The 26,850-nt window shown below is 63.4% G+C and carries 23 protein-coding genes and 1 pseudogene; 12 read left to right on the top strand and 12 right to left on the bottom strand.

The genetic code is table 11. The annotated features are described in order from the left end of the window. Positions 1 to 171: 171 nt before the first annotated feature. From ACIPIJ_RS25045 to ACIPIJ_RS25055, 3 genes are all read right to left on the bottom strand, one after another. Positions 172 to 1,518, bottom strand: a complete 1,347-nt coding sequence (locus tag ACIPIJ_RS25045; protein ID WP_401081944.1) for an ATP-binding protein — start codon at positions 1,516 to 1,518, stop codon at positions 172 to 174. Next, positions 1,515 to 2,192, bottom strand: a complete 678-nt coding sequence (locus ACIPIJ_RS25050) for a response regulator (RefSeq protein ID WP_401081947.1) — start codon at positions 2,190 to 2,192, stop codon at positions 1,515 to 1,517. The genes ACIPIJ_RS25045 and ACIPIJ_RS25050 overlap by 4 nt, the downstream gene beginning before the upstream one ends. An 86-nt stretch (positions 2,193 to 2,278) precedes the next feature. Next, a complete protein-coding gene (locus tag ACIPIJ_RS25055) occupies positions 2,279 to 2,884 on the bottom strand; it encodes an outer membrane protein (RefSeq protein ID WP_401081950.1) in 606 nt (201 codons plus the stop codon). Between the two features lie 129 nt (positions 2,885 to 3,013). Between ACIPIJ_RS25055 and ACIPIJ_RS25060 the strand changes: the two genes are divergently transcribed. After that, positions 3,014 to 3,805 (top strand): dienelactone hydrolase family protein, encoded by a 792-nt coding sequence (locus ACIPIJ_RS25060; RefSeq protein ID WP_401081953.1) that lies wholly within the window; start codon positions 3,014 to 3,016, stop codon positions 3,803 to 3,805. A gap of 66 nt (positions 3,806 to 3,871) precedes the next feature. Further along, the gene (locus ACIPIJ_RS25065) at positions 3,872 to 4,573 is read left to right on the top strand and encodes a 4'-phosphopantetheinyl transferase (RefSeq protein ID WP_401081956.1); all 702 of its coding nucleotides are present in this window, start codon (positions 3,872 to 3,874) and stop codon (positions 4,571 to 4,573) included. Between the two features lie 3 nt (positions 4,574 to 4,576). Here ACIPIJ_RS25065 and ACIPIJ_RS25070 read toward each other — a convergent pair whose 3' ends face one another. Both ACIPIJ_RS25070 and ACIPIJ_RS25075 read right to left on the bottom strand, forming a co-directional pair. Then, the gene (locus tag ACIPIJ_RS25070) at positions 4,577 to 6,184 is read right to left on the bottom strand and encodes an ATP-binding protein (protein WP_401081959.1); all 1,608 of its coding nucleotides are present in this window, start codon (positions 6,182 to 6,184) and stop codon (positions 4,577 to 4,579) included. Next, on the bottom strand, positions 6,181 to 6,879 hold the full coding sequence (locus ACIPIJ_RS25075; protein WP_401081962.1) for a response regulator: 699 nt from the start codon (positions 6,877 to 6,879) through the stop codon (positions 6,181 to 6,183). The genes ACIPIJ_RS25070 and ACIPIJ_RS25075 overlap by 4 nt, the downstream gene beginning before the upstream one ends. Before the next feature lie 727 nt (positions 6,880 to 7,606). Here ACIPIJ_RS25075 and ACIPIJ_RS25080 point away from each other — a divergent pair. Both ACIPIJ_RS25080 and ACIPIJ_RS25085 read left to right on the top strand, forming a co-directional pair. Beyond that, the gene (locus tag ACIPIJ_RS25080; protein WP_401081964.1) at positions 7,607 to 10,486 is read left to right on the top strand and encodes a ribonucleoside-diphosphate reductase subunit alpha; all 2,880 of its coding nucleotides are present in this window, start codon (positions 7,607 to 7,609) and stop codon (positions 10,484 to 10,486) included. 249 nt (positions 10,487 to 10,735) lie between these two features. Beyond that, positions 10,736 to 11,986: a ribonucleotide-diphosphate reductase subunit beta gene (locus ACIPIJ_RS25085; RefSeq protein ID WP_401081967.1), complete on the top strand. Its 1,251-nt coding sequence runs from the start codon at positions 10,736 to 10,738 to the stop codon at positions 11,984 to 11,986. A 104-nt stretch (positions 11,987 to 12,090) separates the two neighbouring features. Here ACIPIJ_RS25085 and ACIPIJ_RS25090 read toward each other — a convergent pair. After that, a pseudogene (locus ACIPIJ_RS25090) lies at positions 12,091 to 12,240 on the bottom strand (type II toxin-antitoxin system RelB/DinJ family antitoxin); the annotation flags it as partial. Between the two features lie 412 nt (positions 12,241 to 12,652). Between ACIPIJ_RS25090 and ACIPIJ_RS25095 the strand changes: the two are divergent. From ACIPIJ_RS25095 to ACIPIJ_RS25130, 8 genes are all read left to right on the top strand, one after another. Next, the gene (locus tag ACIPIJ_RS25095) at positions 12,653 to 13,894 is read left to right on the top strand and encodes an OprD family porin (protein ID WP_401081970.1); all 1,242 of its coding nucleotides are present in this window, start codon (positions 12,653 to 12,655) and stop codon (positions 13,892 to 13,894) included. 209 nt (positions 13,895 to 14,103) lie between these two features. Beyond that, positions 14,104 to 14,910 (top strand): NAD-dependent epimerase/dehydratase family protein, encoded by an 807-nt coding sequence (locus tag ACIPIJ_RS25100; protein ID WP_401081973.1) that lies wholly within the window; start codon positions 14,104 to 14,106, stop codon positions 14,908 to 14,910. A 26-nt stretch (positions 14,911 to 14,936) separates the two neighbouring features. Then, positions 14,937 to 15,812, top strand: coding sequence for an SMP-30/gluconolactonase/LRE family protein (locus ACIPIJ_RS25105; RefSeq protein WP_401081976.1), 876 nt, complete (start codon positions 14,937 to 14,939; stop codon positions 15,810 to 15,812). Between the two features lie 66 nt (positions 15,813 to 15,878). Continuing rightward, positions 15,879 to 16,850: a TRAP transporter substrate-binding protein gene (locus ACIPIJ_RS25110; RefSeq protein ID WP_401081979.1), complete on the top strand. Its 972-nt coding sequence runs from the start codon at positions 15,879 to 15,881 to the stop codon at positions 16,848 to 16,850. A 65-nt stretch (positions 16,851 to 16,915) separates the two neighbouring features. Beyond that, positions 16,916 to 17,443 carry a TRAP transporter small permease gene (locus tag ACIPIJ_RS25115; protein ID WP_401081982.1) on the top strand — a complete coding sequence of 176 codons (528 nt, stop codon included), beginning with the start codon at positions 16,916 to 16,918 and terminating at the stop codon, positions 17,441 to 17,443. Next, positions 17,444 to 18,724, top strand: coding sequence for a TRAP transporter large permease (locus tag ACIPIJ_RS25120; protein ID WP_401081985.1), 1,281 nt, complete (start codon positions 17,444 to 17,446; stop codon positions 18,722 to 18,724). Between the two features lie 54 nt (positions 18,725 to 18,778). Continuing rightward, on the top strand, positions 18,779 to 19,702 hold the full coding sequence (locus tag ACIPIJ_RS25125; protein WP_401081988.1) for an EamA family transporter: 924 nt from the start codon (positions 18,779 to 18,781) through the stop codon (positions 19,700 to 19,702). A 25-nt stretch (positions 19,703 to 19,727) separates the two neighbouring features. Beyond that, on the top strand, positions 19,728 to 20,597 hold the full coding sequence (locus ACIPIJ_RS25130; protein WP_401081990.1) for an aldose 1-epimerase: 870 nt from the start codon (positions 19,728 to 19,730) through the stop codon (positions 20,595 to 20,597). A 43-nt stretch (positions 20,598 to 20,640) separates the two neighbouring features. Here ACIPIJ_RS25130 and ACIPIJ_RS25135 read toward each other — a convergent pair whose 3' ends face one another. From ACIPIJ_RS25135 to ACIPIJ_RS25160, 6 genes are all read right to left on the bottom strand, one after another. After that, positions 20,641 to 21,936, bottom strand: a complete 1,296-nt coding sequence (locus ACIPIJ_RS25135) for an MFS transporter (protein WP_401081993.1) — start codon at positions 21,934 to 21,936, stop codon at positions 20,641 to 20,643. Positions 21,937 to 22,150: 214 nt separating this feature from the next. Next, a complete protein-coding gene (locus ACIPIJ_RS25140; RefSeq protein ID WP_401081996.1) occupies positions 22,151 to 23,047 on the bottom strand; it encodes a LysR family transcriptional regulator in 897 nt (298 codons plus the stop codon). Between the two features lie 47 nt (positions 23,048 to 23,094). After that, the gene (locus ACIPIJ_RS25145; RefSeq protein ID WP_401081999.1) at positions 23,095 to 25,125 is read right to left on the bottom strand and encodes a pyridoxamine 5'-phosphate oxidase family protein; all 2,031 of its coding nucleotides are present in this window, start codon (positions 25,123 to 25,125) and stop codon (positions 23,095 to 23,097) included. 27 nt (positions 25,126 to 25,152) lie between these two features. Next, positions 25,153 to 25,776 (bottom strand): glutathione S-transferase family protein, encoded by a 624-nt coding sequence (locus tag ACIPIJ_RS25150; protein ID WP_401082002.1) that lies wholly within the window; start codon positions 25,774 to 25,776, stop codon positions 25,153 to 25,155. Between the two features lie 133 nt (positions 25,777 to 25,909). Continuing rightward, the gene (locus ACIPIJ_RS25155; protein WP_401082005.1) at positions 25,910 to 26,464 is read right to left on the bottom strand and encodes a UPF0149 family protein; all 555 of its coding nucleotides are present in this window, start codon (positions 26,462 to 26,464) and stop codon (positions 25,910 to 25,912) included. Positions 26,465 to 26,643: 179 nt separating this feature from the next. Further along, a partial coding sequence (locus tag ACIPIJ_RS25160; RefSeq protein ID WP_230855429.1) for a thiamine pyrophosphate-dependent enzyme occupies positions 26,644 to 26,850 on the bottom strand: 207 nt, incomplete at its 5' end.

Raw genomic sequence — 26,850 nt, forward strand, 5'->3', positions numbered from 1 at the left:
AACTCAGATAGCAAGGGCGATGCCAAAATGCCCATGAAGGGTGCAAAAGGCGAATTTACGAGGGATTAATGCCCAGAGACAGGGCGAACTATCTGAAGAAAAGTGGCGGATTTCCGCCCGGTGGCGGGAATTGTACAGCGCGCATGGCGGGAATCCGCCCGTGCCCGCCGATCACTCAAGACGCAAGGCAATACGGAAGGCCGCCCCGCCCAGTGGCGAATCGCCCAGGCTCAGCTCGGCGTCATAGCTGTCGACGATATCCTTGACCACCGCCAGGCCAATCCCCTGCCCCGGGTGCTGGCGATCCAGCCGCTCGCCGCGCTCGAGAATGCGCTCGCGCTGGTCGGCGGGCACACCCGGCCCGTCGTCTTCGATGCACAACGTCAATTGCCCGGGGGCTTCCAGCAGGCTGACCCGCACCTGCCCCAGGCTCAGACGGTAGGCGTTTTCCAGCAGGTTGCCCAGCAGCTCCAGCAGCGCGCCCTGCTCCATCGGCACCTGGGCCTGCGCCGGCACCTCCAGCAGCACCTCGACGCGCTTGTCGCGGTAGACCTTGGCCAGTGTGCTGCACAGGCTCTCCAGCACCGGGCGCAGCTGCACGCTATGGCGCACCAGGCCGCTCTTGCGCAGGCTGGCCCGCTGCAACTGGTAGTCGATCTGCTGGCTCATGCGCTCGATCTGGCTTTGCAGCACCCGCGCCTGTTCGCGCTCGGTGGCACGCTGCTGCAGGCTTTCCCCCACGCCCTGCAACACCGCCAGCGGGGTTTTCAGGCTGTGCGCCAGGTCGCCCAGCGAGTCGCGGTAGCGCTGGCGCTGCTCACGCTCGCTGCGCAGCAGGCGGTTGAGCGAGCCGGTCAGGCGCAACAGCTCACGCGGGTGCTCGGTGCTCAGGCCATCGCGTGCGCCGGATTCCACATCATCCAACTCGCGGCTCAACCGCCGCAACGAACGCAGGCCCCAGGTCAGGCCTGCCCAAAGCAATAGCAGCAACGCCAGCAGGGCCGCACCAAAACCCAGGTAGAGCTTTTCGCGCAGGCCATCGAGGGTCTGCTTGTATTCACGTACCGGCTGCAGGGCGACGATGCTGTAAGCCGCGCTCTGCCCGCCGAGCAGTTTGATCTCGACGTCGTAGACGAAGAATTCCTCGCCGTCATCCTGGTGCATGCGAGCGAACTCGTTACCGCGCCCGTCATAGCGCGGCTGATAGTTGATGTGCTGGTCGGCGGTAGCGCGCGAGCGCCAGACCAGCGTGCCCTCGCGGTCGAAGATGTAGCCGAGCAGCCCGGTGTATGGCAGGTTGTAGCGCTCGTCCGGCAGCAGCGCGGGCATCTGCAACTGGCCATGCTCGATGCGCGCGGCGGAAATCAGCGTGGTCACGTCCGAAGCCAGGCGCTGCTCGATCGACTCCTGCAGGGCCAGGCTGAAGGCCTTCTGCAACGCCGGCAACAGGGCCAGCATGAAGAGCACCGCCAGTACTGCCGCCGCGAGCATCAGGCGCAGCCGCAGCGAACGGATCATCGGCAGCGCTCGGTGAACAGGTAGCCCAGGCCGCGCACTGTGTCGATGGGCTTGAACGCGTGCTCGCCTTCAAGTTTGCGCCGCAGGCGGCCGACCAGCACCTCGATGACGTTGGGGTCACGTTCCTCGTCGCCAGGGTACAGCTGTTCCATCAGGCGCTCCTTGGCCACCACCTGCTGGTGGTGGCGCATGAGGTATTCGAGGATGCGGTACTCGTAGGCCGTCAGTGCCAGCGGTTGCTGGTCGAGGGTCGCCTGCTTGCGGTTGAGGTCCAGCACCAGCGGGCCGGCGGCGATGGTCGACTGGGTGAAGCCGCTGGAACGGCGCAGCAGGGCATTGAGGCGCGCTTCGAGTTCTTCGAACTGGAAGGGTTTGACCAGGTAATCGTCGGCGCCGGCAGCCAGGCCTTCGACCTTGTCCTGCCAGTTGCCACGGGCGGTCAGGATGAGAATGGGAAAGGTCTTGGCCTGGCTGCGCAGGCGGCCGATCAGTTCCAGGCCGCTCATGCCGGGTAAGCCCAGGTCGATCACGGCCAGGTCGAAGTGGAATTGTTCGGCCTGGTACAACGCTTCTTCGGCATCGGCCACAGCTTCGACCACATGGCCACTTTCGCTCAGGCGTGTGTAGAGGTGGTGCCTCAACAGGGCTTCGTCCTCGACCACCAGCAGTTTCATGTAACGCTCCTTTCATGCATTGCCTAACTGGCCTCATCGCCGGCAAGCCGGCGATGAGGCCAGTAAAGGATAACGCGACTCGCTCATCAGAACTTGTAGTTCGCCGACAGGTAAGTCTGCGCACTGCTGGTCAGGCGCAGGGTGCCATCTTTCGGCCCACCGCTCTGCCCCACCTCGGTGGCCGCATTGGTGCGCAAGTAACGGTAGCCCAGCTCGACCGACGCCTTGTCGGTAATCTCCTGGATCACCCCGGCCTGCAGGCCGACGGCGTAACCATAGTCGGTATCACGGCTGGCACCTGGCGAGTCCTGGGTCAGCTTGGTCATGCCCAGGCTGCCGCCACCGAACAGCTTGGTGGTATCGCCCACTGGCAGGAACAGGTCATAGCTGCCGAGCAGGTTTTCCTGGCGCAGCTTGAGGCCGCTGTGGTCGCCCGAGACATTGTCGTAGGTCATGTAGTAGCGGGCCTGATCATTTATCTTGCCCAGGCGCACGCCCCAGGTATCGTCCTTGCCGATGATGCCGTCGGCATTCAGGTTGTCGGTGTTGCGCTGCAGCAAGCCGGACTTGCGCACCTTGTCGCTGGTCTGCCCGTAGGTGAGGCTGGCGAAATTGTCGTCGGCAGCCTGGGCGGTGGTGATGCCAGCGGCGCAGACGGCCATGGCGGCAAGCAGGGTGTTGAAGGTTTTCATGCCGGGGTACTCCAGTTGAATGCGCTGTTTCGGTCTGGAAGCTAGAGTAAGCAGGACGCCCTGAACCGCGGCTGAACCCTGGCTGAACCCCGGCTGAACGAACCGTTTGCAAAACAAGGAGTAGTGAACATGCGTGCCCTGCTGGCTTTGACCCTGATGTGCAGCGCCGCTCTTGCCCAGGCGGCAGTAGTGACCCGTGAAATCCCTTACCAGGACGAGGACGGCAAGCGCTTTGTCGGCTACTACGCCTATGACGATGCGCTGGACGACAAACGCCCGGGCATCGTCGTGGTGCATGAATGGTGGGGCCTGAACGACTATGCCAAGCGTCGTGCTCGGGACCTGGCGGCCCTGGGCTACAAGGCGCTGGCCATCGACATGTACGGCGACGGCAAGCACACCGAGCACCCGCAGGATGCCCAGGCCTTCATGGCCGAAGCCATGAAGGACCCGGCCGCAGCGGCCGCGCGCTTCGATGCGGGCCTTGAGCTGCTGAAAAAGCAGCCGAACGTCAACAAGCACCAACTGGGCGCTGTCGGCTACTGCTTCGGCGGCAAGGTGGTGCTCGACGCAGCGCGGCGGGGCGAGAAACTGGACGGCGTAGTGAGCTTCCATGGCGCCCTGGCCACGCAGACGCCGGCCAAGCCTGGCGTGGTCCGGGCCGACATTCTGGTCGAGCACGGCGCGGCGGACAGCATGGTCACCGAGGAGCAGGTGGCGGCGTTCAAGGCGGAAATGGATGCGGCCAAGGTCAAGTATGAGTTCGTCAGCATTCCCGGGGCCAAACATGGTTTTAGCAACCCAGACGCCGACCGCTTGAGCCATGGCGCGCATGGCGGGCCGGACATTGGCTACAACAAGGCCGCAGACGAAAGCTCCTGGGCGGACATGCAGGCGTTCTTCAAGAAAGCATTCGAGTAACGATCGCCGGGGCTGCTTTGCGGCCCCATCTCCCACACAGCCAGCTCGGCTGGCACAATACCCCCCATGAACAGACTGCCTTCCTGCTGCGCCCCGCTTCAACACCACTGGCCCCTGCCCCGCCCACTCCCCGGCGCGGTACTGGTCAGCTGCGCCTTCGACCCCAGCCGCCTGGCCGTCGACGACTTCCAGCGTGCCGGCATCGCACCCAGCGCCAGCCTGCAACGCTCGGTGGCCAAGCGCCAGGCCGAGTACCTGGCCGGTCGCGTCTGCGCCCGCGCCGCACTGCAACGCCTGGATGGCCGCGACTACGTGCCTGGTACCCATGAAGACCGCTCGCCGATCTGGCCGGCAGGCATCCATGGCTCGATCACCCATGGCAAAGGCTGGGCCGCGGCCGTGGTTGCCGCCGAAGGTAGCTGCCGGGGCCTGGGCCTGGACCAGGAATCGCTGCTCGACGCCGAGCGCGCCGAACGCCTGATGGGCGAGATCCTCACCCCGGCGGAGCTTGAGCGTCTGGACCGCAGCCAGCTGGGCCTGGCAGTTACCCTGACGTTCTCGCTCAAGGAAAGCCTGTTCAAGACCCTCTACCCCCTGACCCGCCAGCGGTTCTACTTTGAGCATGCCGAAGTGCTGCACTGGTCGGCCGATGGCCTGGCGCGGCTGCGCCTGCTCACCGACCTGTCGGCCGAGTGGCGCCACGGCGTCGAGCTGGTGGGCCAGTTCAGCGTGCAGGACGGCCATTTGCTCAGCCTGGTCAGCGTTTAAGCCTTACAGCGGCGCCTGCTCGCGTGGCCAGTTCAGGCTGAAGCAAGCACCGCCCAGCGCTTCGCTGCGGCCCACCGTGGCCCGGCCCGCGTGCCAGTAGATGATCCGCCGCACGATCGACAAGCCCAGGCCATGCCCGCCGGAGGCGCGGGTACGGCTGTCGTCCAGGCGGGTGAAGGGCGTGAAAATGCGGTCCCAGTAGCCCTCGGGGATGCCCGGCCCGTCATCTTCCACATCGATGCGGCAACGCTGCTGGCCCAGGTGGTAGCTCAACCGTACCTCGGCCCCGGCATGGCGCAGGGCGTTGCCAACCAAGTTCTGCAAGGCCCGGTGCAGGTAGCGCGGCTCGGCCTCGACCCAGGCGCCCTCACCTTCCTGCAGCTGACAGGCGCCGCGCACCAGCTTGATGGCGGGGTTGAGCGGCGCCAGCTCCTCGATTACCCGCTCAAGCAAGGCGTCCAGGTCGACCCGCTGGAACTTCAGCGCTGGCGCCCCCTGCTCCAGGCGGGCATAGGTGAGCATCTCGTCGACCAGCTTGTCCAGGTCCTGAATATCGCCATCCATGCCGGCCAGGTGCTTGGCACGGGCCTGCTCGGTGGGTGCGCTTTCGATCATCTCCAGGCCAAAGCGCAAACGCGCCACCGGCGTGCGCAGCTCATGGGACACCGCCCGCACCAGCTCGCGTTGCATGTTCAGCGAGCGCTGCAAGTGTTCGGCCATGCCGTTGAACGCCGCCGCCAGCCGCCCCACGGAGTCGGCATCGCCGGCGGGCACACGGGTCTCCAGGCTGCCTTGGGCGATGCGGGTGGCGGCGACCTCCAGGCCCGACACCCGCCGCTCCAACTGACGCACCAACAGGTAAACCACCAGGCCGATCAGGCACAGGCCGAGGAAAGCGATCAGCACCAGCAACTGGGGTGGATAGGGGTTGAGCTGGTACAGCGGGCCGATCTCCAGCACCCAGGGCGAGCCCGGCACGCCAGCGAACACGCGGATGGAATCACCATCCTTGCCCAGCGCCATGACCGTATCGCCTTCCTCTACCCGACGCCGCTGGTCATCGTCCAGGCCCACGCGCTCCAAGCGCTGCAGGGCGACGCCGAAACCGAAACCCTTGCTCTGCTTCAACTCTGCCAGGCGCTGTTGCTGTTCAGTCACCGGGTAGCGCACCAGTTCATCTGTCAGTAAGTAGAGGGTGGCCCGCGCCAGTTGCTCGCTGACCTGCTTGACCTCGGCGACCAGCAGCAGGTCTTCCTGGCCGACCTTGCGCAGCACCTGCGCGGCATGCGGCCCGGTCTTCTGCACCACCACCAGGGCGCGATACAACCGCGCGCGTTCGCCCCCGTCCAGGGTGCGCGCCGACAGGGGCTGCAAATCCAGTGGCACGCCCAGCAGGCGCTCCCACATCAACAGCGAGCGCTTGCGTTCGGTTTCGTTCTGCTGCGCCAGGTTGTCGGCCATCAGGCTGAACGTGCCCTGGGCCAGGCGCTCGCGGTGCTGGGCGGCGCGAACCTCGTTGACCAGGTGCAGGCTGAGCACGCCGAGCAGGGCCACCAGCACCAGCACCGCCAGCATGCCGCCATAGATACGCAGGAAGATCGAGTTGTTCATGGCGCCTCGCCGACGAACAGGTAGCCTTTGCTGCGCAGGGTCTTGATCAACCGTGGGTGGATCGGGTCGTCGCCGATCTTGGGGCGGATCTTGGAAATACGCACATCGATGGAGCGGTCCTGGCCGTCATAGCCGACCCCACGCAGCGCGGTGAAGAGCTGCTCGCGCGACAGCACCCGCCCGGCATTGCTGGCCAGTAGCCAGAGCAGGTCGAACTCGGCGCCGGTCAGTTCGATCAGCTGTTCGCCGAGCCTGGCTTCGCGCAGGCGGTTGTCGATGCGCAGTGCGCCGAACGCCAGGTCCTGGCGCTTGCTCTGTGCCGGTTCGCCGCGCCGCAGCAGGGCCTGGATGCGCGCCAGCAGCAGGCGTGGGCGCACCGGCTTGCACACGTAGTCGTCGGCGCCCAGGTCCAGGCCCTGGACCTGGTCGAGTTCGTCGCTGCGGGCGGTGAGCATGAGGATGGGGCCGGCGTACTGGCCGCGCACGCGGCGGCAGATGCTCAAGCCATCTTCGCCGGGCAGCATCAGGTCGAGGATCACCAGGTCAGGCTGGCTGTCGACGATGCGCCGGGCAGCGCGGGCACCATCCCCTTCCACCGCCACCTCGAAGCCGTTGGCCTGCAGGTACTCGGCGGTGAGTTCGGCGAGGCGCTGGTCGTCTTCGACGATCAGGATGCGCGGTGTGGGTTGGTCCATGGCGTTTGCCTTTTGTTGTTATTTTCTGTTGCCTGCCCTGGCCTCTTCGCGGGTACACCCGCGAAGAGGCCAGGGCAGGCAAGCTGAATCTCTGAACACTGTGAGGCTTCTCTTTAACCAAAGAGCAATATCCGCCCCGGATACTACGTCCGCCACCGGCCACTGCCAACCCGCCCGGCGGCACCCTCGACTGAACCGTTTTTTGTGATAGGGTTCGCCCCCGAAAAATTCTGCCGGGGGGCAGCGACCATGAGAAAGATAGTGCAAACCACTTGGCACTAGGCCTACAGCGATTACCCACTATTCACTCACAAACTACGCACAAGTTATCCACAGGCGACCGCCTTGCAAAGCCCCCTGTACCGCATTATCTTGTATCCCCAGCGCAGCAAACCACTAGATGTTGGGTTTCAGTCACTAACACCAAGCATGAGTCAGCAGAGAATTTCAAGCGAATTTTCTGACAGAACTCGTTGTGGTTTCATCGATCCAACCGCTCCTAGCGGATACTGAACAGCCTGCTTTGGTTTGACCCAGAGCATTTGACTTCGGCCAGGGAGCGGCAAGGTTCTTGCCCCCAATTCCTGATCTGTCCCGAAGTCGGTACGCCCGAGCGGGCGGATGCGCGCGCATGCCGCATCCCCGCCCGGGTCATCGAGCAAGTGGACGGAACGGTGGGCGCCCAAAAGGCGCCTGAACACTATAGAAACTGTGGAGACACCCACCCATGCAAACCGACACAACTCGCGAGAACCCGCAGGCCCAGGCGCCGCAGGCCGCCGATTCCAACCAGGATCTGGCCGCCACCGCCCCGGGTCAACTGCGCGTGATCAAGCGCAACGGCACTGTCGTCGCCTACACCGACGACAAGATCACCGTGGCCATCACCAAGGCGTTCCTCGCAGTTGAAGGCGGCACCGCCGCTGCCTCGTCGCGCATCCACGACACCGTCGCGCGCCTGACCGAGCAGGTCACCGCCACGTTCAAGCGTCGCATGCCATCGGGTGGCACCATCCACATCGAAGAAATCCAGGACCAGGTCGAACTGGCCCTGATGCGCGCCGGCGAGCAAAAGGTCGCCCGCGACTACGTGATCTACCGCGACCAGCGCGCCAAAGAGCGTGCTACCCGCAGCAACGCCGACGCGGTGGTAGAACCGCACCCAAGCATCCGCATCACCCTCGCCGACGGTAGCCTGGCACCGCTCGACATGGCGCGCCTGAACACCATCATCAGCGAAGCCTGCGAAGGCCTGGCCGAAGTCGATGGCGACCTGATCCAGCGCGAGACCCTGAAGAACCTGTACGACGGCGTGGCCATCAAGGACGTCAACACCGCCCTGGTGATGACCGCCCGTACCCTGGTCGAGCGCGAGCCGAACTACTCGTTCGTCACCGCCCGCCTGCTGATGGACACCCTGCGTGCCGAAGGCCTGGGCTTCCTCGAAGTGGCCGACAGCGCCACCCACCACGAGATGGCCGACCTGTACGCCAAGGCCCTGCCGGCCTACATCGCCAAAGGTGTCGAGTTCGAGCTGCTGAACCCTGCGCTGGCCGACTTCGACCTGGAAAAACTGGGCAAGGCGATCAACCACGAGCGCGACCAGCAGTTCACCTACCTGGGCCTGCAAACCCTGTACGACCGCTACTTCATCCACAAGGATGGCGTGCGCTTCGAGCTGCCGCAGGTGTTCTTCATGCGCGTGGCCATGGGCCTGGCGCTGGAAGAGAAAGACAAGGAAGCGCGTGCGATCGAGTTCTACAACTTGTTGTCGTCCTTCGACTACATGGCCTCGACCCCGACCCTGTTCAACGCCGGTACCCTGCGCCCGCAGCTGTCGAGCTGCTACCTGACCACCGTGCCGGACGACCTGTCGGGCATCTACCACGCGATCCACGACAACGCCATGCTGTCGAAATTCGCCGGTGGCCTGGGCAACGACTGGACCCCTGTGCGTGCACTGGGCTCCTACATCAAGGGCACCAACGGCAAATCCCAGGGCGTCGTGCCGTTCCTGAAAGTGGTCAACGACACCGCCGTTGCCGTCAACCAGGGTGGCAAGCGCAAAGGCGCTGTGTGTGCCTACCTGGAAACCTGGCACCTGGACATCGAAGAATTCATCGAGCTGCGCAAGAACACCGGTGACGACCGCCGTCGTACCCACGACATGAACACCGCCAACTGGATCCCTGACCTGTTCATGAAGCGCGTCTTCGATGACGGCAAGTGGACCCTGTTCTCGCCGTCCGAAGTGCCTGATCTGCATGACCTGACCGGCAAGGCCTTCGAAGAGCGTTACGAGTACTACGAAGCCCTGACCGAGTACAACAAGATCAAGGTGTTCAAGACCATCCAGGCCAAAGACCTGTGGCGCAAGATGCTGTCGATGCTGTTCGAGACCGGCCACCCGTGGCTGACCTTCAAGGACCCGTGCAACCTGCGTTCGCCGCAGCAGCACGTGGGCGTGGTCCACAGCTCGAACCTGTGCACCGAGATCACCCTGAACACCAACAAGGACGAGATCGCGGTCTGCAACCTGGGCTCGATCAACCTGCCGAACCACATCGTTGATGGCAAGCTGGACACCGCCAAGCTGCAACGCACCGTGAACACCGCCGTGCGCATGCTCGACAACGTGATCGACATCAACTACTACTCGGTGCCGCAAGCGCGTAACTCGAACCTCAAGCACCGCCCGGTCGGCTTAGGGATCATGGGCTTCCAGGACGCGCTGTACCTGCAGCACATTGCCTACGGTTCCGACGCTGCCGTCGAGTTCGCCGACAAGTCGATGGAAGCGGTCAGCTACTTCGCCATCCAGGCCTCGTGCGACCTGGCCGACGAGCGTGGCGCCTACGAGACCTTCCAGGGTTCGCTGTGGTCCAAAGGCATCCTGCCGCTGGATTCGCAACAGATCCTGATCGAGGCCCGTGGCCAGAAGTACATCGACGTCGACCTGAACGAAAGCCTGGACTGGGCACCGGTCCGTGCTCGCGTGCAAAAAGGTATTCGTAACTCGAACATCATGGCCATCGCGCCGACTGCAACCATCGCCAACATCACCGGCGTGTCGCAGTCCATCGAACCGACCTACCAGAACCTGTACGTGAAATCGAACCTGTCGGGCGAATTCACCGTGATCAACCCGTACCTGGTCCGCGACCTGAAGGCCCGCGGCCTGTGGGACTCGGTGATGATCAACGACCTGAAGTACTACGACGGTTCGGTGCAGCAGATCGAGCGCATCCCGCAAGAGCTCAAAGACCTGTACGCCACCGCGTTCGAAGTCGAAACCAAGTGGATCGTCGATGCCGCCTCCCGTCGCCAGAAGTGGATCGACCAGGCACAGTCGCTGAACCTGTACATCGCTGGCGCTTCGGGCAAGAAGCTGGACGTGACCTACCGCATGGCCTGGTACCGTGGCCTGAAAACCACCTACTACCTCCGTGCCCTGGCCGCGACCAGCACCGAGAAGTCGACCATCAACACCGGCAAGCTCAACGCCGTTTCCAGCGGCGGCGACAGCGCCCCGGTCCAGGCCGCCGGCCCCGCACCAGTGCCGAAGGCTTGCGCGATCGACGAGCCGGATTGCGAAGCCTGCCAATAAGGCTTGGCTGAGGCTTCCTGCGGGAAGCCTCTTTTCTGTGCAACCCCACAGAACCCTGTGAAGAGGCCGGCACGGCCGCCGCCTTTCCACAGCCAGACACAATAAACCGGGGCTCAAAGCCCCGGTCAGCCCGCCATCGGGCAATTCAGATTTGCGTGCAACGCAGTCCCCCTTTCCAGGGGCCCAAGCACCGCAACCAAGATCCACCGGCCATACTCCATAAATGGCCCTCAAGCAGGAGAACTCACCATGCTGAGCTGGGACGAATTCGATAAAGAAGACGGCGAAGTCGCCGCCAAAGGCAACACCCCTGCGCAGGCCGCTGCCGCCGCTACCCTCGACAAGCTCGACAGCGCCGGCGGTGCCGCCGCCCTGGAAGCCCGTGCTGCCACCGCGTCTGACTCGGACGCCGTGAAACGCGCCAAGGCCGCCCTCGACGCCCTCGACGTCGCAGAAGGCCTGGCCGAGCTGGAAGGCTCCGCCGCCCGTGTTGCCGTTGACGAAAAGCGCATGATCAACTGCCGCGCCGACCTCAACCAGCTGGTGCCATTCAAGTACGATTGGGCCTGGCAGAAGTACCTCGATGGCTGCGCCAACCACTGGATGCCGCAAGAGGTCAACATGACCGCCGACATCGCCCTGTGGAAGAGCATGGACGGCCTGACCGAAGACGAGCGCCGCATCGTCATGCGCAACCTCGGCTTCTTCTCCACCGCCGACTCGCTGGTTGCCAACAACCTGGCCCTGGCCGTGTACCGCCTGATCACCAACCCCGAGTGCCGCCAGTACATCCTGCGCCAGGCCTTCGAAGAGGCGATCCACACCCACGCCTACCAGTACTGCATCGAGTCGCTGGGCATGGATGAAGGCGAGATCTTCAACATGTACCACGAGATCCCGTCGGTCGCGAAGAAAGCCGCCTGGGGCCTGAAGTACACCCGCGCCATCTCCGACCCGGAATTCAACACCGGCACCGTCGAAACCGACAAAGAGCTGCTGCGCAACCTGATCGCCTACTACTGCGTACTGGAAGGCATCTTCTTCTACTGCGGCTTCACCCAGATCCTGTCCATGGGCCGCCGCAACAAGATGACCGGCGTAGCCGAGCAGTTCCAGTACATCCTGCGTGACGAGTCGATGCACCTGAACTTCGGTATCGACGTGATCAACCAGATCAAGATCGAGAACCCGCACCTGTGGGACGCGGCGATGAAGGAAGAAGCGACCCAGATGATCCTGCAAGGGACCCAGCTGGAGATCGAATACGCCCGTGACACCATGCCACGCGGCGTACTGGGCATGAACGCGGCGATGATGGAGGACTACCTCAAGTTCATCGCCAACCGTCGCCTGACCCAGATTGGCCTGAAGGAAGAGTACCCAGGGACTACCAACCCGTTCCCGTGGATGAGCGAGATCATGGACTTGAAGAAGGAGAAGAACTTCTTTGAGACGCGCGTGATTGAGTATCAGACCGGTGGGGCGTTGAGCTGGGACTGATTATCCGGGCTGTAAAACAAGAAGGCTGCCAATTGGCGGCCTTTTTTGTGGATGCGAATGGGTACACAACGAACCCAAAAAGGAGGGAGAGTCGAGCCTATAGTTCATCCAGCTACCTTCGCGCGCTGCGGGGCGGCCAGTCGCTCGCTTACCTTGGCGATCAGGTCTTCGTCCTCCTCGGTCATCAACACAGGGAGCAATGGCAGCTTGCCCCGCTCAGCGACATCGTGCAGCGCTTGGCCCATCAGCTCGGATGAGTACAAGGTCCGGGCATCGACTTAAGTCGTAGTATGTCTGTGAAAACTCCTCGCAGCCCGCACTAGAGCTTCTACGGCTTGGTAGGCTTATCTAACCTGCTCCATCGCTCGAATTCATCACCCTGGAAAGCGTTGACATCGCCACTAGCGCTTGATAAAAAGCGCAAAAGTTGTACGACAACACATAACAAAAACAACAATCAGCGGACGATCTCCCATGTCGACATCCCTCGCGCTACACCCACGCCTCTTACCTTCCTTCATCAAATCGCTGACGGCCACCTAGCGCCGTAATACTGTTTCACCCTCCCCGGCCCTGACCGGCCCGTTACCCTCCCGCCCCTGCTGCAGGCCGCCTTCGCGTGCCCGGTGGACGGGCTGCCACACCCTTTTGCGGAGCACAACAATAATGAAAATCTGCCAAACCTCCCTCCCCTTCGCACTGTTGGGCGCCGGCCTGCTCAGCGCGGTGCCCGGCGCCAGCCAGGCGGCGGGGTTCGTCGAAGACAGCAAGGCGGTGCTGGGCCTGCGCAACTTCTACATCAACCGCAACTTCACCAACCCGAGCAACCCGCAGAGCAAGGCCGAGGAATGGACGCAAAGTTTCATCCTGGATGCGCGCTCAGGCTTTACCGAGGGGCCGGTGGGCTTTGGCGTTGATGTGCTGGGACTGTGGTCGGTGAAGCTCGATGGCGGCGGTGGCACCTACGGCACCGCCCTGCTCCCGCGCCATGACGATGGCCGGCCGGCGGATGATTATGGGCGGCTGGCGGTGGCGGGCAAGGCACGCATCTCGAAGACCGAACTGAAGATTGGGGAGTGGATGCCGGTGCTGCCGATCTTGCGCTCGGACGATGGCCGCTCGCTGCCGCAAACCTTCCGTGGAGGGCAGGTGACGTCCAGCGAGATCGCCGGGCTGACGCTGTATGGCGGGCAGTTCCGCGGCAACAGCCCGCGCAACGACGCAAGCATGGAGGACATGAGCTACGGCGGTGGCGTGTCCGACCGATTCAACTTCGTGGGCGGCGAATACAAGTTCAACCAGGACCGTACGCTGGTCGGGCTGTGGAACGCAGTGCTCAAGGACGTCTACGAGCAGCAGTACCTGCAACTGAGCCACAGCCAGCCGGTGGGCAGCTGGACCTTCGGCGCCAACCTGGGCTACTTCAACGGTGGCGAGGATGGTTCCGAGAAGGCCGGGAAGCTGGATAACAAAACTTACTCGGGCATGTTCTCGGCCAAATATGGCGGCAACACGTTCTGGGTGGGGCTACAAAAGGTCGATGGCGACACCTGGATGCGGGTCAACGGCACCAGCGGCGGGACCTTGGCCAACGACAGCTACAACGCAAGTTTCGACAACGCCAACGAGCGCTCGTGGCAGGTACGGCATGACTTCAACTTCGTCACTTTGGGCGTGCCGGGGCTGACCTTGATGAACCGCTATATCAGCGGGCAGGACGTGCATACCGGAGCGGTGACCGATGGCAAGGAGTGGGTGCGTGAGTCGGAGCTGGCGTATGTGATCCAGAGCGGGCCGTTCAAGGACCTGAGCGTGAAGTGGCGCAATTCGAGCATTCGGCGGGATTACAGCAATAACGAGTTCGACGAGAACCGGTTGATCTTCAACTACCCGTTGTCGTTGTTGTAATGGCGTGAGCCTTGGGGCCGCGTCGCGGCCCATCGCAGGCAAGCCAGCTCCCACAGGTTATTGCGCAAGCTCTGGGACAGCGAGGGCGCCGCCTTGCTGGGGATGAAGCCATCAGCGTCACAGAATTAACATTGACAACTCCGGAATCCGCTACCGATAATCAGCAAAGTCATACGACAACCTACAACAACTAACAATTAGAGCCGGCCATGACCACTACCCCCCTCAAGCGCCTGCTGCTCACCGGAGCCGCAGGCGGCCTGGGCAAGGTCCTACGCGAACGCCTGCAAGGCTACGCCGAAGTCCTGCGCCTTTCCGATATCAGCCCGATGGCGCCTGCTGCAGGCCCGCACGAAGAAGTGGTGACCTGCGACCTCGCCGACAAAGCTGCCGTCAATGCCCTGGTCGAAGGCACCGATGCCATCATCCACTTCGGCGGCGTGTCGACCGAACATTCCTTCGAAGACATCCTCGGCCCCAACATCTGCGGCGTGTTCCATGTCTACGAGGCGGCGCGCAAGCATGGGGTCAAGCGCATCATCTTCGCCAGCTCCAACCACACCATCGGCTTCTACCGCCAGGACGAGCGCATCGATGCCCACTCCCCGCGCCGCCCCGACAGCTACTACGGGCTTTCCAAATGCTACGGCGAGGACGTCGCCAGCTTCTACTTCGACCGCTACGGCATCGAAACCGTCAGCATCCGCATCGGCTCGTCCTTCCCACAGCCACAGAACCCTCGGATGCTCTGCACCTGGCTGAGCTACGACGACCTGGTGCAACTGATCGAACGCGGGCTGTTCACGCCCGATGTGGGCCACACCATCGTCTATGGCGCCTCCAACAACCGCACCGTGTGGTGGGACAACCGCCATGCCGAACACCTGGGCTACGCGCCCAAGGACACCTCGGAGGTTTTCCGCGAAGCCGTGGAAGCCCAGCCGGCGCCGGCCGCCGATGACCCGAGCATGGTCTATCAGGGCGGCGCCTTTGCCGTAGCCGGACCGTTCAACTGATCCCCAGCGCGCCAGGAGGCATCGCCATGAACTGCGAACTGATCGTCGACGCCCGCAACGGCACCGGCGAAAGCCCCGTGTGGCACCCCACGGAACAGGCCCTGTACTGGGTCGACATCCCTGCCCGCCAATTGCACCGCTGGCAGGAGGGTGCCCACCAGGTCTGGCAGGGCGAAGAAATGCTCGCCTGCATCGCTCGCACCCAACAGGGCTGGGTCGCCGGCATGGAAAGCGGCATTTTCCAGCTCGAAACCAAGGCCGATGGCCGCCTCGAGAGCCGCTTGCTCACGGCCGTGGAGCATGCCCAGAGCGGCATGCGTTTCAACGACGGGCGTTGCGATCGCCAGGGCCGCTTCTGGGCCGGGACGATGTTGATGGACATGCCGCAAGGCGCCCACGTCGGTGCGCTGTACCGGCATGACGGCGAAGGACAGCTGCACCTGCAACAGGACGGCATGATCGTGCCCAACGGCCTGGCTTTCAGCCCCGACGGCACGCGCATGTACCTGTCGGACTCGCACCCCAACGTGCAGAAGATCTGGGTATTCGACTACGACACCGACAGCGGTACACCGCACAACAAACGGCTGTTCGTCGACATGCGCGCCTTCCCTGGCCGCCCTGACGGCGCCGCCATCGACCAGGACGGCTGCTACTGGATCTGCGGCAACGATGCCGGCCAGATTCACCGCTTCACCCCCGACGGGCGCCTCGACCGCTCACTCAACGTACCGGTGAAAAAGCCCGCCATGTGCGCCTTCGGCGGCGCCAACCTGGACACCCTGTTCGTTACCTCGATCCGCCCTGCGGGCATCGACCTCTCCGACCAGCCCCTGGCCGGTGGGGTATTTGCCTTCGAGCTGGGCGTCAAAGGCCTGGAGGAGCCTGCCTGCCGGGGCTGAACACCACACTGCCGCACCTGCACCGACACGACCGAAACCAGATAATAAAAAACACGGAGTTTCATCATGACGTTCAAACGCAAGCTGCTTCTTGCCGCACTCCCGTTCGCCTTCAGCCTCGCCCTGCCAGCCCACGCGCTGGACATCAAGTTCGCCGAGATCCACCCGGCCGGCTACCCCACCGTGGTCGCCGAGCAGAACATGGGCAAGAAGCTCGAAGCCGCCAGCAATGGCGAAATCACCTTCAAGATGTTCGCCGGTGGCGTGCTCGGCTCGGAGAAGGAAGTGATCGAGCAGGCGCAGATCGGTGCCGTGCAGATGACCCGCGTCAGCCTGGGGATCGTCGGCCCGGTGGTGCCGGATGTGAACGTGTTCAACATGCCGTTCGTGTTCCGCGACCATGAGCACATGCGCAAGATCATCGACGGCGACATCGGCCAGGAAATCCTCGACAAGATCACCAATTCTGAATTCAACCTGGTGGCCCTGGCCTGGATGGACGGCGGCTCGCGCAGCCTCTACACCAAGAAGCCGGTGCGTAGCCTAGAAGACCTCAAGGGCATGAAGATCCGCGTGCAGGGCAACCCGTTGTTCATCGACATGATGAACGCCATGGGCGGCAACGGCATCGCCATGGACACCGGCGAGATCTTCAGCGCCCTGCAGACCGGCGTGATCGACGGCGCCGAAAACAACCCGCCAACCCTGCTCGAACACAACCACTTCCAGAGCGCCAAGTACTACACCCTGACCGGCCACCTGATCCTGCCGGAGCCGGTGGTGATGTCCAAGACCACCTGGAACAAGCTCACGCCCGACCAGCAGGCGCTGGTGAAGAAGGTCGCCCGTGAAGCGCAGATGGAAGAGCGCGCGCTGTGGGACGCCAAGTCCGCCGCCAGCGAAGAGAAGCTCAAGGCCGCCGGCGTCGAATTCATCAGCGTCGACAAGAAGCCGTTCTATGACGCCACGGCCTCGGTGCGCGAGAAGTACGGCGCGCAATACGCCGACCTGATGAAGCGCATCGACGCCGTCCAGTAATACGGCCCTCTTCAAGACGACCTCGGCAGTGCGGCGCCCGCCGACCTGCCGCTTTGGTGATGCCTATGAAATCGCTTTTCCTGAGCGTGAACGACACGCTGTACCGCGCCTGCATCTGGGTCGCCGGCCTGTCGATCCTGACCATGTCGCTGATCATCCCCTGGGGCATCTTCGCCCGCTATGTCCTCGGTACCGGCTCCAGTTGGCCTGAGCCGGTGTCGATCCTGCTGATGGTGGTGTTCACCTTTGTCGGCGCCGCCGCCAGCTACCGGGCCGGCGCGCATATGGCGGTGGCGATGGTCACCGACCGCATGCCGGCGCAGCTGCGCAGCCTGGTTGCGCTACTGGTGCAGGTGCTGATGATTCTGGTGTGCGTGTTCATGACCTACTACGGCACCAAGCTGAGCATCACCACCTGGAACCAGTTTCTTGCGTCCTTGCCGGGTGTGCGGGTAGGCATGACCTACGCACCGATCCCGGTCGGTGGCGTGCTGACGCTGATCTTCGTGGTGGAAAAACTCCTGCTGGGCGATCAGAGCAACCGCAAGGTCGTGCGTTTCGACCAGGCTGAAGAATGCGAGGGAGCTGCATAAATGGATGCGTTCATTCTGTTGGGCAGTTTCATCGCGCTCATCCTGCTGGGCATGCCGGTGGCCTATGCGCTGGGCTTGTCGGCGCTGATCGGCGCCTGGTGGATCGACATTCCGCTGCAGGCGATGATGATTCAGGTGGCAAGCGGCGTTAACAAGTTCTCGCTGCTGGCGATCCCGTTCTTCGTCCTGGCCGGTGCAATCATGGCCGAAGGTGGCATGTCACGCCGGCTGGTGGCGTTCGCCGGGGTGCTGGTGGGCTTCGTGCGCGGTGGCCTGTCGCTGGTCAATATCATGGCCTCGACCTTCTTTGGCGCGATCTCCGGCTCGTCGGTGGCCGATACGGCGTCAGTCGGCTCGGTGCTGATCCCGGAGATGGAGCGTAAGGGTTACCCGCGTGAGTTCTCCACTGCCGTGACCGTCAGTGGCTCGGTCCAGGCGCTGCTCACCCCACCCAGCCACAACTCGGTACTGTACTCGCTGGCGGCGGGGGGCACGGTCTCGATCGCCTCGCTGTTCATGGCCGGGGTCATGCCCGGGCTGCTGCTGAGCGCGGTGATGATGGGCCTGTGCCTGATCTTCGCAAAGAAGCGCGACTACCCCAAAGGCGAGGTGATCCCGCTGCGCCAGGCGCTGAAGATTGCCGGTGAGGCGCTGTGGGGCCTGATGGCCATGGTGATCATCCTCGGTGGCATTCTGTCGGGGGTGTTCACCGCCACCGAGTCGGCGGCTGTAGCGGTGGTGTGGTCGTTCTTCGTGACCATGTTCATCTACCGCGACTACAAGTGGCGCGACCTGCCCAAGCTGATGCATCGCACAGTACGCACCATCTCGATCGTGATGATTCTGATCGGCTTTGCCGCCAGCTTCGGCTACGTGATGACGCTGATGCAGATCCCGTCGAAGATCACCACGGCGTTCCTGACCCTGTCGGATAACCGTTACGTGATCCTCATGTGCATCAACTTCATGCTGTTGCTGCTGGGGACGGTGATGGACATGGCACCGTTGATCCTGATCCTCACGCCGATCCTGCTGCCGGTGATCCAGGGCATCGGCGTGGACCCGGTGCACTTCGGCATGATCATGCTGGTCAACCTCGGCATCGGGCTGATCACCCCACCAGTGGGCGCGGTGCTGTTCGTGGGTTCCGCGATCGGCAAGGTGAGCATCGAAGCCACGGTGAAGGCGCTGCTGCCGTTCTACCTGGCGCTGTTCATGGTGCTCATGGCGGTGACCTACATCCCCGCCATCTCCCTCTGGCTGCCCAGCGTTGTGCTGTAAAGGCCAACAGGCGGGTCCGCTGTGGCCCGCCCTCCCTGCAAATGGATCCTGCACATGGCTGTCCCCTCTTCTGCTGTAAACCTCTTCCCACGCCAGCTGGCAATCGCACTGTTGGCGTTGCTGGCCTGCTCGTTCGCCGCCAACCACATCGCGGCGCGCATCGCCTTCGATGACGGCACGGGTGTGCTGCTGGCAATCCTCTGTCGCTCGGGCCTGACCTTTCTGGTACTGGCCGGCGTGTTGTTGTGGCAACGCCAGGCGCTCGGCTTGCCGACGGGTACGCGGCGCTGGCAGCTGCTGCTCGGCTTGCTGATCGCCACCCAAAGCCTGTGCCTGTATTCAGCGGTGGCGCGCATCCCCGTGGCCTTGGCGCTGCTGGTGGGCAATACCTTCCCGATGCTGCTGGCACTGCTCACCTGGGCATTGGGCGGCGCGCGGCCGACCGGGCGCACGGTGCTGTTCATGGGGCTGATCCTCTGCGGCCTGGTGCTGGCGCTGGATGTGCCTGCCCGGCTGGCCGACAGCGGCGATGCCAACCCGCACTGGGCACTGGGCGTAAGCCTGGCGTTCTGCGCCGCCTGTGCCTTCGCCGTGGCCTTGTGGATCACCGACAACAAACTGGCCGGCGTACGCGGGCCGGTGCGCAGCCTGCTGACCTTGCTGATCGTGTTCTCCAGCATGTTGCTGGCCGGGGCCAGCGGGGTGATGCCCTCAGGGTTGTCGCTGCCGGCAAGCGCCAGCGGTTGGGCTGCGCTGGCCAGCCTGGTGGTGCTGTACGGCGTGGCCTTTACCCTGCTGTTCGTGTGCGTGCCACGGTTGAACATGGCGCAGAACGCACCGGTGATGAACATTGAGCCGATTGCCACGTTGCTGCTCGGTTGGGCCTTGCTCGATCAGCGCCTGAGCACACTGCAACTGATCGGTGGCGCCGTGGTGGTGTGTGGCATCGTGCTGCTGACCTATCGCAAGGCGAGCTGACCCCCCCCTCTCCAAGGAGCTGTCGATGGCTGTAACCCAATTGCACCTGCAGGACCGCCTGACCCGTTTGAGCCTGGCCCCCGACCTGGGCGCCAGCTTGGTCAACTGGCAGGTGAAAGCCACCGGCCAGCCACTGCTGCGCCACAGCGACGAAGCCGCGCTGGCAAGCGGTACGCCGCGGCAGTTGGGGTGTTACCCCTTGGCGCCGTGGTCCAACCGGGTGGCCGAAGGCGGGTTCGAGTGCCCCGGGGGTTGGCTGGCGCTGGCCCCCAATACCGATCATGACCCCTACCCGATTCATGGCAGCGCCTGGCAACAGGCCTGGCAGGTGGACCAACACAGTGAGCAACATGCCCGGCTGACACTCCACAGCCAGGTGCCGTTTGCCTACCGGGCCGTCTTGGAGGTGCACCTGCACGAAGGTAGCCTGAAGCTTGATCTGCAGGTGACGCACCTGGACGAAGCCGCTACCTGGTACGGGCTGGGGTTGCATCCGTATTTTCCGCGCTATCCCGACACGCGTCTGAGGGCGGTGGCGCAGCATGTATGGCTGGCCGAAGCGGGCCAGTTGCCGTCGTACCGGGCAGACGTTCCTCAAGGCTGGCGCTTCGATGCACCGGGCCCGCTGCCAACGGATGTGGTCGATCATGCGTTCGGCGGGTGGCCCGCAAGCTGTGTGATCGAGCAGCCCAGCGCGGGTTATCAGCTGGTATGCAGCGCCAGTGGCACGGAGCATTTCCTGCTGTTCTGCCCGCAACACAAGCCGTTCTTCTGCTTCGAGCCGGTCAGCCACCCGATCAATGCCCATCACCTGCCGGGGCGGCCGGGCTTGCGTTTGTTGCAGCAGGGTGAAGGGATGAAATTGGAATTCAGGATGCAGTATCAGGCGATGTGATTGCCTGCATCGGGGCTGCGGCGCAGCCCCAATCGCTCCAGTGTTACGCCAAGGCCTCATTCGCCCCAACTGCCGGACGCTGCGGTGCTTCACCCCGCACCTCCCGCGCCACCTTCCACACCAGCACCGCCGCGACGATGTCGAACGCCGCCAGCACCACAAACAGCGGGCTGTAGCCGATCTGCGTCACCAGAATACCGAACACCAGGGTGAATACCGCTGCCCCCAGGTAGCCGCACATCCCGCCCATCCCTGTCGCCGTCGCCACCTGGTCTTTGCTGAACGAGTCCGAGGTGATCGAGTACAACGCCCCCGACAACGTCTGGTGCGCGAAGCCGCCGATGCACAGCAGCAGGATTGCCGTGTACGGGCTTTCCACCAGGCCGATGCACGCCGGGCCAATCATGCAGCTGGCGCCGAACACCAACACCATCTTGCGTGACGTGAACAACGAGACCTTGAAGTAGCGGTGGAACATCGGGCTCAGGTAACCGCCCAACACGCAGCCGATATCGGCGGCCAGGAATGGCAGCCAGGCAAACATCGCCACCTCCTTGATGTTCATGTGCCGCTCGGTCATCAGGTACAGCGGGATCCAGGCGTTGAAGGTTTGCCAGGCCGGCTCCGAGAGGATCCGCGCCGAGGCGATGGCGTAGAAGTTACGGGTCTTGAAGATGCGCTTCCACGCCCCCTTCTCACGCTTCTCGTGTTTGAAATGCGCTTCCTGGCCGGCAAGGATGTATTCGCGCTCTTCGGCGCTGAGGCGCTTCTGGTCCCGTGGGTGCTTGTACAGCAGCATCCAGAGCAGGGTCCAGACAATGCCGGAAACCCCGACCATGACAAAGGCCAGTTGCCAGCCGCTGTGCAGGATCGCCCACACCACCAACGGCGGCGCCAGCAGTGCACCCAGCGAAGAGCCGATGTTGAACCAGCCGATCGCCACCGAACGCTCCTTGGCCGGGAACCATTCGGTGGTGGCCTTGACCCCGGCAGGCAGGCCGGCCGCCTCGGTCATGCCGAGCAAGCCGCGCATGAACGCCATGCTCTGCCAGCCGGTGGCCAACGCCGCGCCCGCACAGGCGACCGACCAGGCCATGGCGAACACGGCGAAGCCCAGCTTGGTGCCGATGAAGTCGATGAACCAGCCGGCGATCGGCTGCATGAGGGCGTAGCACACCTGCCAGGCGGCGACGATTTTTGCGTATTGCTCGGTGCTGATAGAAAGGTCGGTCATCAAGGTGGGGGCAGCCACCGAGAGCGTGTTGCGGGCCAGGTAGTTGACCACGAGCCCAGCCGTGACAAGGCTGACCATCCACCAGCGGATGCCTTTTATCTTCATTGTTCACCTGAATATTATTTTTAGAGGTGCGGGTGATTGCCTCAGCGCCGGCAGGGCGAAATGAGACAAATTGTTTCAGGCGAAGAGTGCCACGTCATAGGTCGTCGTACAACAATATTAAAATATGTTTCGCAAGATAGTTTAAAGCCCCCTGCTTCCGGCTTGTTCGCCAAGACACCGCCCTGTCTTGAAGAATGTTGTACGACCTCGCTATTCAATCCAGCTGTTGTGCCCGTAGCGTCTGAGCCAGCATGTCGATGAACGTCCTCACCTTGGCCGTGCCGTACTTGCTCTCCCGATGCAGCACATGAATGGGCCACGGCGCTTCTTCATACTCGGCCAGTATCACCTGCAGCTGCCCGCTGGCCAGTTCATCCACCACCTGATACGACAGCAGCCGCGCGATCCCCAACCCACCACAGGCTGCGGCGATAGCGCCATCATTGCTGGTTACCGTCAACCTGGGCTTCATGCGCACCCAGGTCGGTTCGTCGCTCACCCCGAAACGCCAGCCAGCCCGCGGCGACAGATTGGTGGTGCCGATCACCGCATGGTTGGCCAGGTCCGAAGGGTGGTTCGGCACGCCATGACGGGCCAGGTACTCGGGCGAGGCGCACAGCATGCGGCGCACCCTGCCCACCCGCAACGCCTTCAACCCCGAATCCGGCAGGGGGCCGATGCGCACCGCCACGTCCATGCCCTCCTCGACCATGTTCACCACGCGGTCGAGAAAGTAGGCGGACACATCCACGTCAGGGTATTGCTGCAAGTAGCGGACGATGCACGGCATGACGTACTTCTTGCCGAACAAGATCGGCGCGGTGACCGCCAACTCTCCCTTGGGCGTGGCGTTGATGCCAGCGGCGGTGGCATTGGCTTCGTGAATGCTGGCGAGAATGTGCCGGGTGTCTTCCAGGTAGCGGCTGCCGGCCTCGGTCAGGCGCACACTGCGGGTGGTGCGCAGCAGCAGTTTGACCCCGAGTTGCGCTTCGAGCGCGCTGACGGCACGGGTCACGGCGGCGGGGGAGATATCCAGGCGGCGCGCCGCGGCGGCGAAACTTTCCAGCTCGCCGACGGCGACGAAGACCTTCATCAGGTGGATCTGGTCCATGCCGGCTCCTGGGCATCGGGTGGGTGAGGATTATCCTGGCAACACGATCACAGCTCCAGCACTAACGCCTGCCCGCCCTCTTCCACCTGGGCGGGCACGGCACAACAAATCAGCGCCGTGCCGTTTTCCGGCAGCTCGGCCGGTGGGTTTGGGTAATGCACCTGCCCACTCACCACCTTGGTTTTGCAGGTACCGCAGGAGCCCCCTCGGCAACTGAAATCCGGTGACAGCCCACGCGCTTCGGCAAGCTCCAGCAAGGTGCCGCCTTGGGGTACCCAGCGGGCTTCCTTGGCCGAGCTGGCGAAATACACCGGCACCGGTTCGCTGGCGGCCGGCGGTTGCTGCAAGGTCGGCTGGTTGTCATCGGTATGCCGGCGCAGGGTGGACGGGCCGAAAGCCTCGGCGTGGATGCGCCTGTCAGGCACGTTCACACCACGCAACCCTTCGTATACGTCCTGGGTGAAACTGGCCGGGCCACACAGGTAGAAATCGTAGTCATCCAGCGCAAGCGTTGCCTTGACCTGATCGATACCCAGCCGGCCGCGATGTTCGTAGTCCTGCCCCAGTGCGGCAGTAGCTTCTGGTTGGCTCAGGCAGCGATGCACATGCAAGCCATCGCCCACCTGTTGGCGCAAGCTCGCCAGCTCCTGCTGAAACGGCAGGTCCGCCAGGCTGCGCGCACCGTGGAACAGGTAGATCCTGCGCCCCGGCCGCGTGGCCAACTGCTCACGCAGCATCGCCAGCAACGGCGTGATGCCAATACCTGCACCGATCAGCACGATCGGCCGATCGCTTTCACCCTGCAAGGTGAAATTGCCCATGGGCAAGCGCACCTCCAGCAGGTCACCGACACTGACCCGCTCATGCAGATAACGCGACGCCGGGCCCTGCGCCTTGACGCTGATGCGCAGGTGGCCGTCCGAAGGCGCGCACGACAAGCTGTAGGTACGAACCAACGGGGCGCCACTGCCCTGCGGGATACGCACCGGAATATGCTGCCCCGGGGCAAACGGCACCGGTACATCCGCTGCCAGGTAGTACGAGCGGATGTCACGGCTCTCCTGTTCAATGCGCACCACGCGCCAGGCCAGCCATTGGCGTTGCCGCTCGCGCTGCTGCACGCGTTGCTCGGCCTCGGCCCAGGTACCGGTCATCAGGCTGGTCGGGGCGTAGGCCTGGAACGCCCAGCGCAGGGCTACGGCGGCCGGGCGAAACACCACCTGTTCGACCTCCAGCGTCCAGATGCGCTCGGCACCTTCGAAGGCACTGATCAACGGGCTGTCGAGGATCACCTCGGTACGGCCAACCAGTTGCAGCACGTCACCGTTGCTGAAGTCGACGAACAACAACCCTGCGACGGGGTTTTCCAGCAGGTTGCCGAGGGTGTTGAAGTGCAGGTTACCGGCATAGTCGGGGATGCTCAGGCGGTTGCCTTGCACCTTGACGAAGCCTGCCCGGCCACCGCGATGAGACACGTCCACCGCGCGCAGGCCGCTTGGGTGATCGATGTAACTGGCGACGAAGAACGTGTCGGCGTTGGCGATCATGTCGACGGCCCGCGCATCCAGCACCGGCGAATCAAACCGCCCCTGCGCCGGCACATCGACACGGGTGTAATCGCGCAGCTGGATGTATTGCGGGCAATTGCCGAAAGCCTGTTCAACGGCCACATCCAGCTGCCCGGCGGATGCCTGGTCGATCAGGCCGTTGATACGGTTGCGCCGCCGAGTGTGCAGCTCGATACCGAGCAGGCCTATCGCCTCGCCGGCGGCCAGCCCTGGGGTGGCCGGGTCATCAGCGGCGAAGTCGGTACTGATGCGCAGTCGTCGCGGGTCAGGCGAGCTGACGAACCCTTCCTCGCCTTCGAGCAGTGTCGCCCAGGGCTTGCCGTGCGCATCCACGGCACCCGCCACCATGAACGGCAATTGGCGGTAGAAGTCGCGGTGCTGATCCGGCATGTGATCACGGATGACCTTCTGCCCGAATACCTCCATGCGTTCCGCTACGCCGACCTTTTCCTGCAACGTTTTCTCGCCGGCGTGCCAAGGCGAGGTGTGACGGATGGGTTGCTCTTGCATGGCGGCATTCCTCGGCAGGGATGGGGCTCAGGCGGTGGTCTGCAGGCCGGCCACGGTACGCGGCATGGCGACAAAACCCGACAGTGCTTCGATGCGCGACAGCCAGGCGCGCACGTTGGGGTATGGCTCCAGCGACACGTTGCCTTCGGGAGCATGGGCGATGTAGGAGTAATTGGCCACATCGGCGATGGTCGGCTCGCTGCCCACCAGGAACGGCGTCTTCGCCAGCTCGGTATCCATTACCTTGAGCAGGGTATGCGCGCGACCGATCACTTCGTCGGGGTTGAACGAGGCACCGAACACCGTGATCAGCCGGGCAGCCGCCGGGCCGAAGGCCAACGGCCCGGCCGCGACAGACAGCCAGCGCTGCACCCGGGCGGCGGCGAGCGGGTCGTGGGGCAGCCAGCGGCCGCTCTCGTCGTAAGTACTGGCGAGGTAAACGAGGATGGCGTTGGAGTCGGCAATGACGGTGCCGTTGTCATCGATCACCGGCACCTGGCCGAAGGGGTTGATGGCGAGGAATTCCGCTTGTTTGTGCGCGCCCTTGGCCAGGTCGACGAGCACCAGGTCGGTGGGCAGCTTCAACAATGACAGCATCAGCTCGATGCGGTGGGCATGGCCGGACTTTGGGAAGTTGTAGAGTTTGATCATGGTCTGCGCTCCAGGGGTTGCACCGGGGTTGGTGCTGCTGGAACACATCCTGCGCTGATTCGGCGTGCAGCAGAATCAGCGTAGGGAGGAGATCATAATTTCGCGCAGCGAAACAATTACTGCCTGGTTGATATCAATGGCGCTGCTGCTTCTGGTATCGATACAGGCCCTTGGCCGCCTCGACCACTTGCGGCACGCACGCCTGCAGCTCGTCGAAGCTCATGGCATCGAGCAGCTCGAAGTTGTCCTCCAGCCCATGCAGCGAAATGGCCTTGAGCAGTTGATCCTGCTCCGCAGGCAGCTCGCTCCACTGCGCGACCTGGGTACCGCGCATGTAACCGAAGCACCACTCCTCCATGATGATCGCCGGCCCTTCCTCGGCTTCGCTTTCTTCGAACACGGGCTCGAAACCGTCGAGGTCGTCCGCCAGCTGCTCCGCCACTTGATGGGCGTAGCGCAGCATCAACGCCGTGTAGGCTTCTTCATGGGCAGGCTTCTTGAACTTCGGCACCTTGCCACCGGCTACCGCCGGCAGCCACTGCTCGGGGTTGACCCTGACTGGCGAACTGGCCAACGCGGTGAACAAGCCGTTGAGTTCGGCCAGGTTGAGCACCGAGTAATCGTTACCGTAGGTGATCAGCAGGTCTGCGAGGCGGTCGAGTTCTTTGTCGTTGAGCGGCGGGAGCATGGGCGGGTGTCCTGGGGTGAATATTTGCGTGCACCCTAGCACATGGGTAAAGGGATCGAGGTATTTGTTGGAGGCACAAAAGCAATCGCCGGCAAGCCAGCTCCCCTAAGCCAATCACTGATTCAAAGACCAGTGATGTGCCTGTGGGAACCGGCTTGCCGGCGATGAGCCTTCAGCGATTACACCGCCAGCGCGCGCTCACGCAGCTCGCTGTTGAGGATGCGGTCGTTTTCGCTGTAGTCGACCGGGCAGTCGATCACGTGCACACCCGGAGTCTTGATGCAGTGCTCCAGCAGCGGCAGCAAGCCTTCGGCGCTTTCCACACGGTGGCCATTGGCACCGTAGGCTTCGGCGTACTTGACGAAGTCCGGGTTGCCGTAGTCCAG

This window comes from Pseudomonas sp. NPDC087185 (genome assembly GCF_044744955.1).
Taxonomy (GTDB): Bacteria; Pseudomonadota; Gammaproteobacteria; order Pseudomonadales; family Pseudomonadaceae; genus Aquipseudomonas.

What these genes read in the sequence shown, in the direction of transcription:
- ACIPIJ_RS25045 (WP_401081944.1), bottom strand. Translation starts at nt 1,518, where the DNA reads ATGATCCGTTCGCTGCGGCTGCGCCTGATGCTCGCGGCGGCAGTACTG.
- ACIPIJ_RS25050 (WP_401081947.1), bottom strand. Translation starts at nt 2,192, where the DNA reads ATGAAACTGCTGGTGGTCGAGGACGAAGCCCTGTTGAGGCACCACCTC.
- ACIPIJ_RS25055 (WP_401081950.1), bottom strand. Translation starts at nt 2,884, where the DNA reads ATGAAAACCTTCAACACCCTGCTTGCCGCCATGGCCGTCTGCGCCGCT.
- ACIPIJ_RS25060 (WP_401081953.1), top strand. Translation starts at nt 3,014, where the DNA reads ATGCGTGCCCTGCTGGCTTTGACCCTGATGTGCAGCGCCGCTCTTGCC.
- ACIPIJ_RS25065 (WP_401081956.1), top strand. Translation starts at nt 3,872, where the DNA reads ATGAACAGACTGCCTTCCTGCTGCGCCCCGCTTCAACACCACTGGCCC.
- ACIPIJ_RS25070 (WP_401081959.1), bottom strand. Translation starts at nt 6,184, where the DNA reads ATGAACAACTCGATCTTCCTGCGTATCTATGGCGGCATGCTGGCGGTG.
- ACIPIJ_RS25075 (WP_401081962.1), bottom strand. Translation starts at nt 6,879, where the DNA reads ATGGACCAACCCACACCGCGCATCCTGATCGTCGAAGACGACCAGCGC.
- ACIPIJ_RS25080 (WP_401081964.1), top strand. Translation starts at nt 7,607, where the DNA reads ATGCAAACCGACACAACTCGCGAGAACCCGCAGGCCCAGGCGCCGCAG.
- ACIPIJ_RS25085 (WP_401081967.1), top strand. Translation starts at nt 10,736, where the DNA reads ATGCTGAGCTGGGACGAATTCGATAAAGAAGACGGCGAAGTCGCCGCC.
- ACIPIJ_RS25095 (WP_401081970.1), top strand. Translation starts at nt 12,653, where the DNA reads ATGAAAATCTGCCAAACCTCCCTCCCCTTCGCACTGTTGGGCGCCGGC.
- ACIPIJ_RS25100 (WP_401081973.1), top strand. Translation starts at nt 14,104, where the DNA reads ATGACCACTACCCCCCTCAAGCGCCTGCTGCTCACCGGAGCCGCAGGC.
- ACIPIJ_RS25105 (WP_401081976.1), top strand. Translation starts at nt 14,937, where the DNA reads ATGAACTGCGAACTGATCGTCGACGCCCGCAACGGCACCGGCGAAAGC.
- ACIPIJ_RS25110 (WP_401081979.1), top strand. Translation starts at nt 15,879, where the DNA reads ATGACGTTCAAACGCAAGCTGCTTCTTGCCGCACTCCCGTTCGCCTTC.
- ACIPIJ_RS25115 (WP_401081982.1), top strand. Translation starts at nt 16,916, where the DNA reads ATGAAATCGCTTTTCCTGAGCGTGAACGACACGCTGTACCGCGCCTGC.
- ACIPIJ_RS25120 (WP_401081985.1), top strand. Translation starts at nt 17,444, where the DNA reads ATGGATGCGTTCATTCTGTTGGGCAGTTTCATCGCGCTCATCCTGCTG.
- ACIPIJ_RS25125 (WP_401081988.1), top strand. Translation starts at nt 18,779, where the DNA reads ATGGCTGTCCCCTCTTCTGCTGTAAACCTCTTCCCACGCCAGCTGGCA.
- ACIPIJ_RS25130 (WP_401081990.1), top strand. Translation starts at nt 19,728, where the DNA reads ATGGCTGTAACCCAATTGCACCTGCAGGACCGCCTGACCCGTTTGAGC.
- ACIPIJ_RS25135 (WP_401081993.1), bottom strand. Translation starts at nt 21,936, where the DNA reads ATGAAGATAAAAGGCATCCGCTGGTGGATGGTCAGCCTTGTCACGGCT.
- ACIPIJ_RS25140 (WP_401081996.1), bottom strand. Translation starts at nt 23,047, where the DNA reads ATGGACCAGATCCACCTGATGAAGGTCTTCGTCGCCGTCGGCGAGCTG.
- ACIPIJ_RS25145 (WP_401081999.1), bottom strand. Translation starts at nt 25,125, where the DNA reads ATGCAAGAGCAACCCATCCGTCACACCTCGCCTTGGCACGCCGGCGAG.
- ACIPIJ_RS25150 (WP_401082002.1), bottom strand. Translation starts at nt 25,776, where the DNA reads ATGATCAAACTCTACAACTTCCCAAAGTCCGGCCATGCCCACCGCATC.
- ACIPIJ_RS25155 (WP_401082005.1), bottom strand. Translation starts at nt 26,464, where the DNA reads ATGCTCCCGCCGCTCAACGACAAAGAACTCGACCGCCTCGCAGACCTG.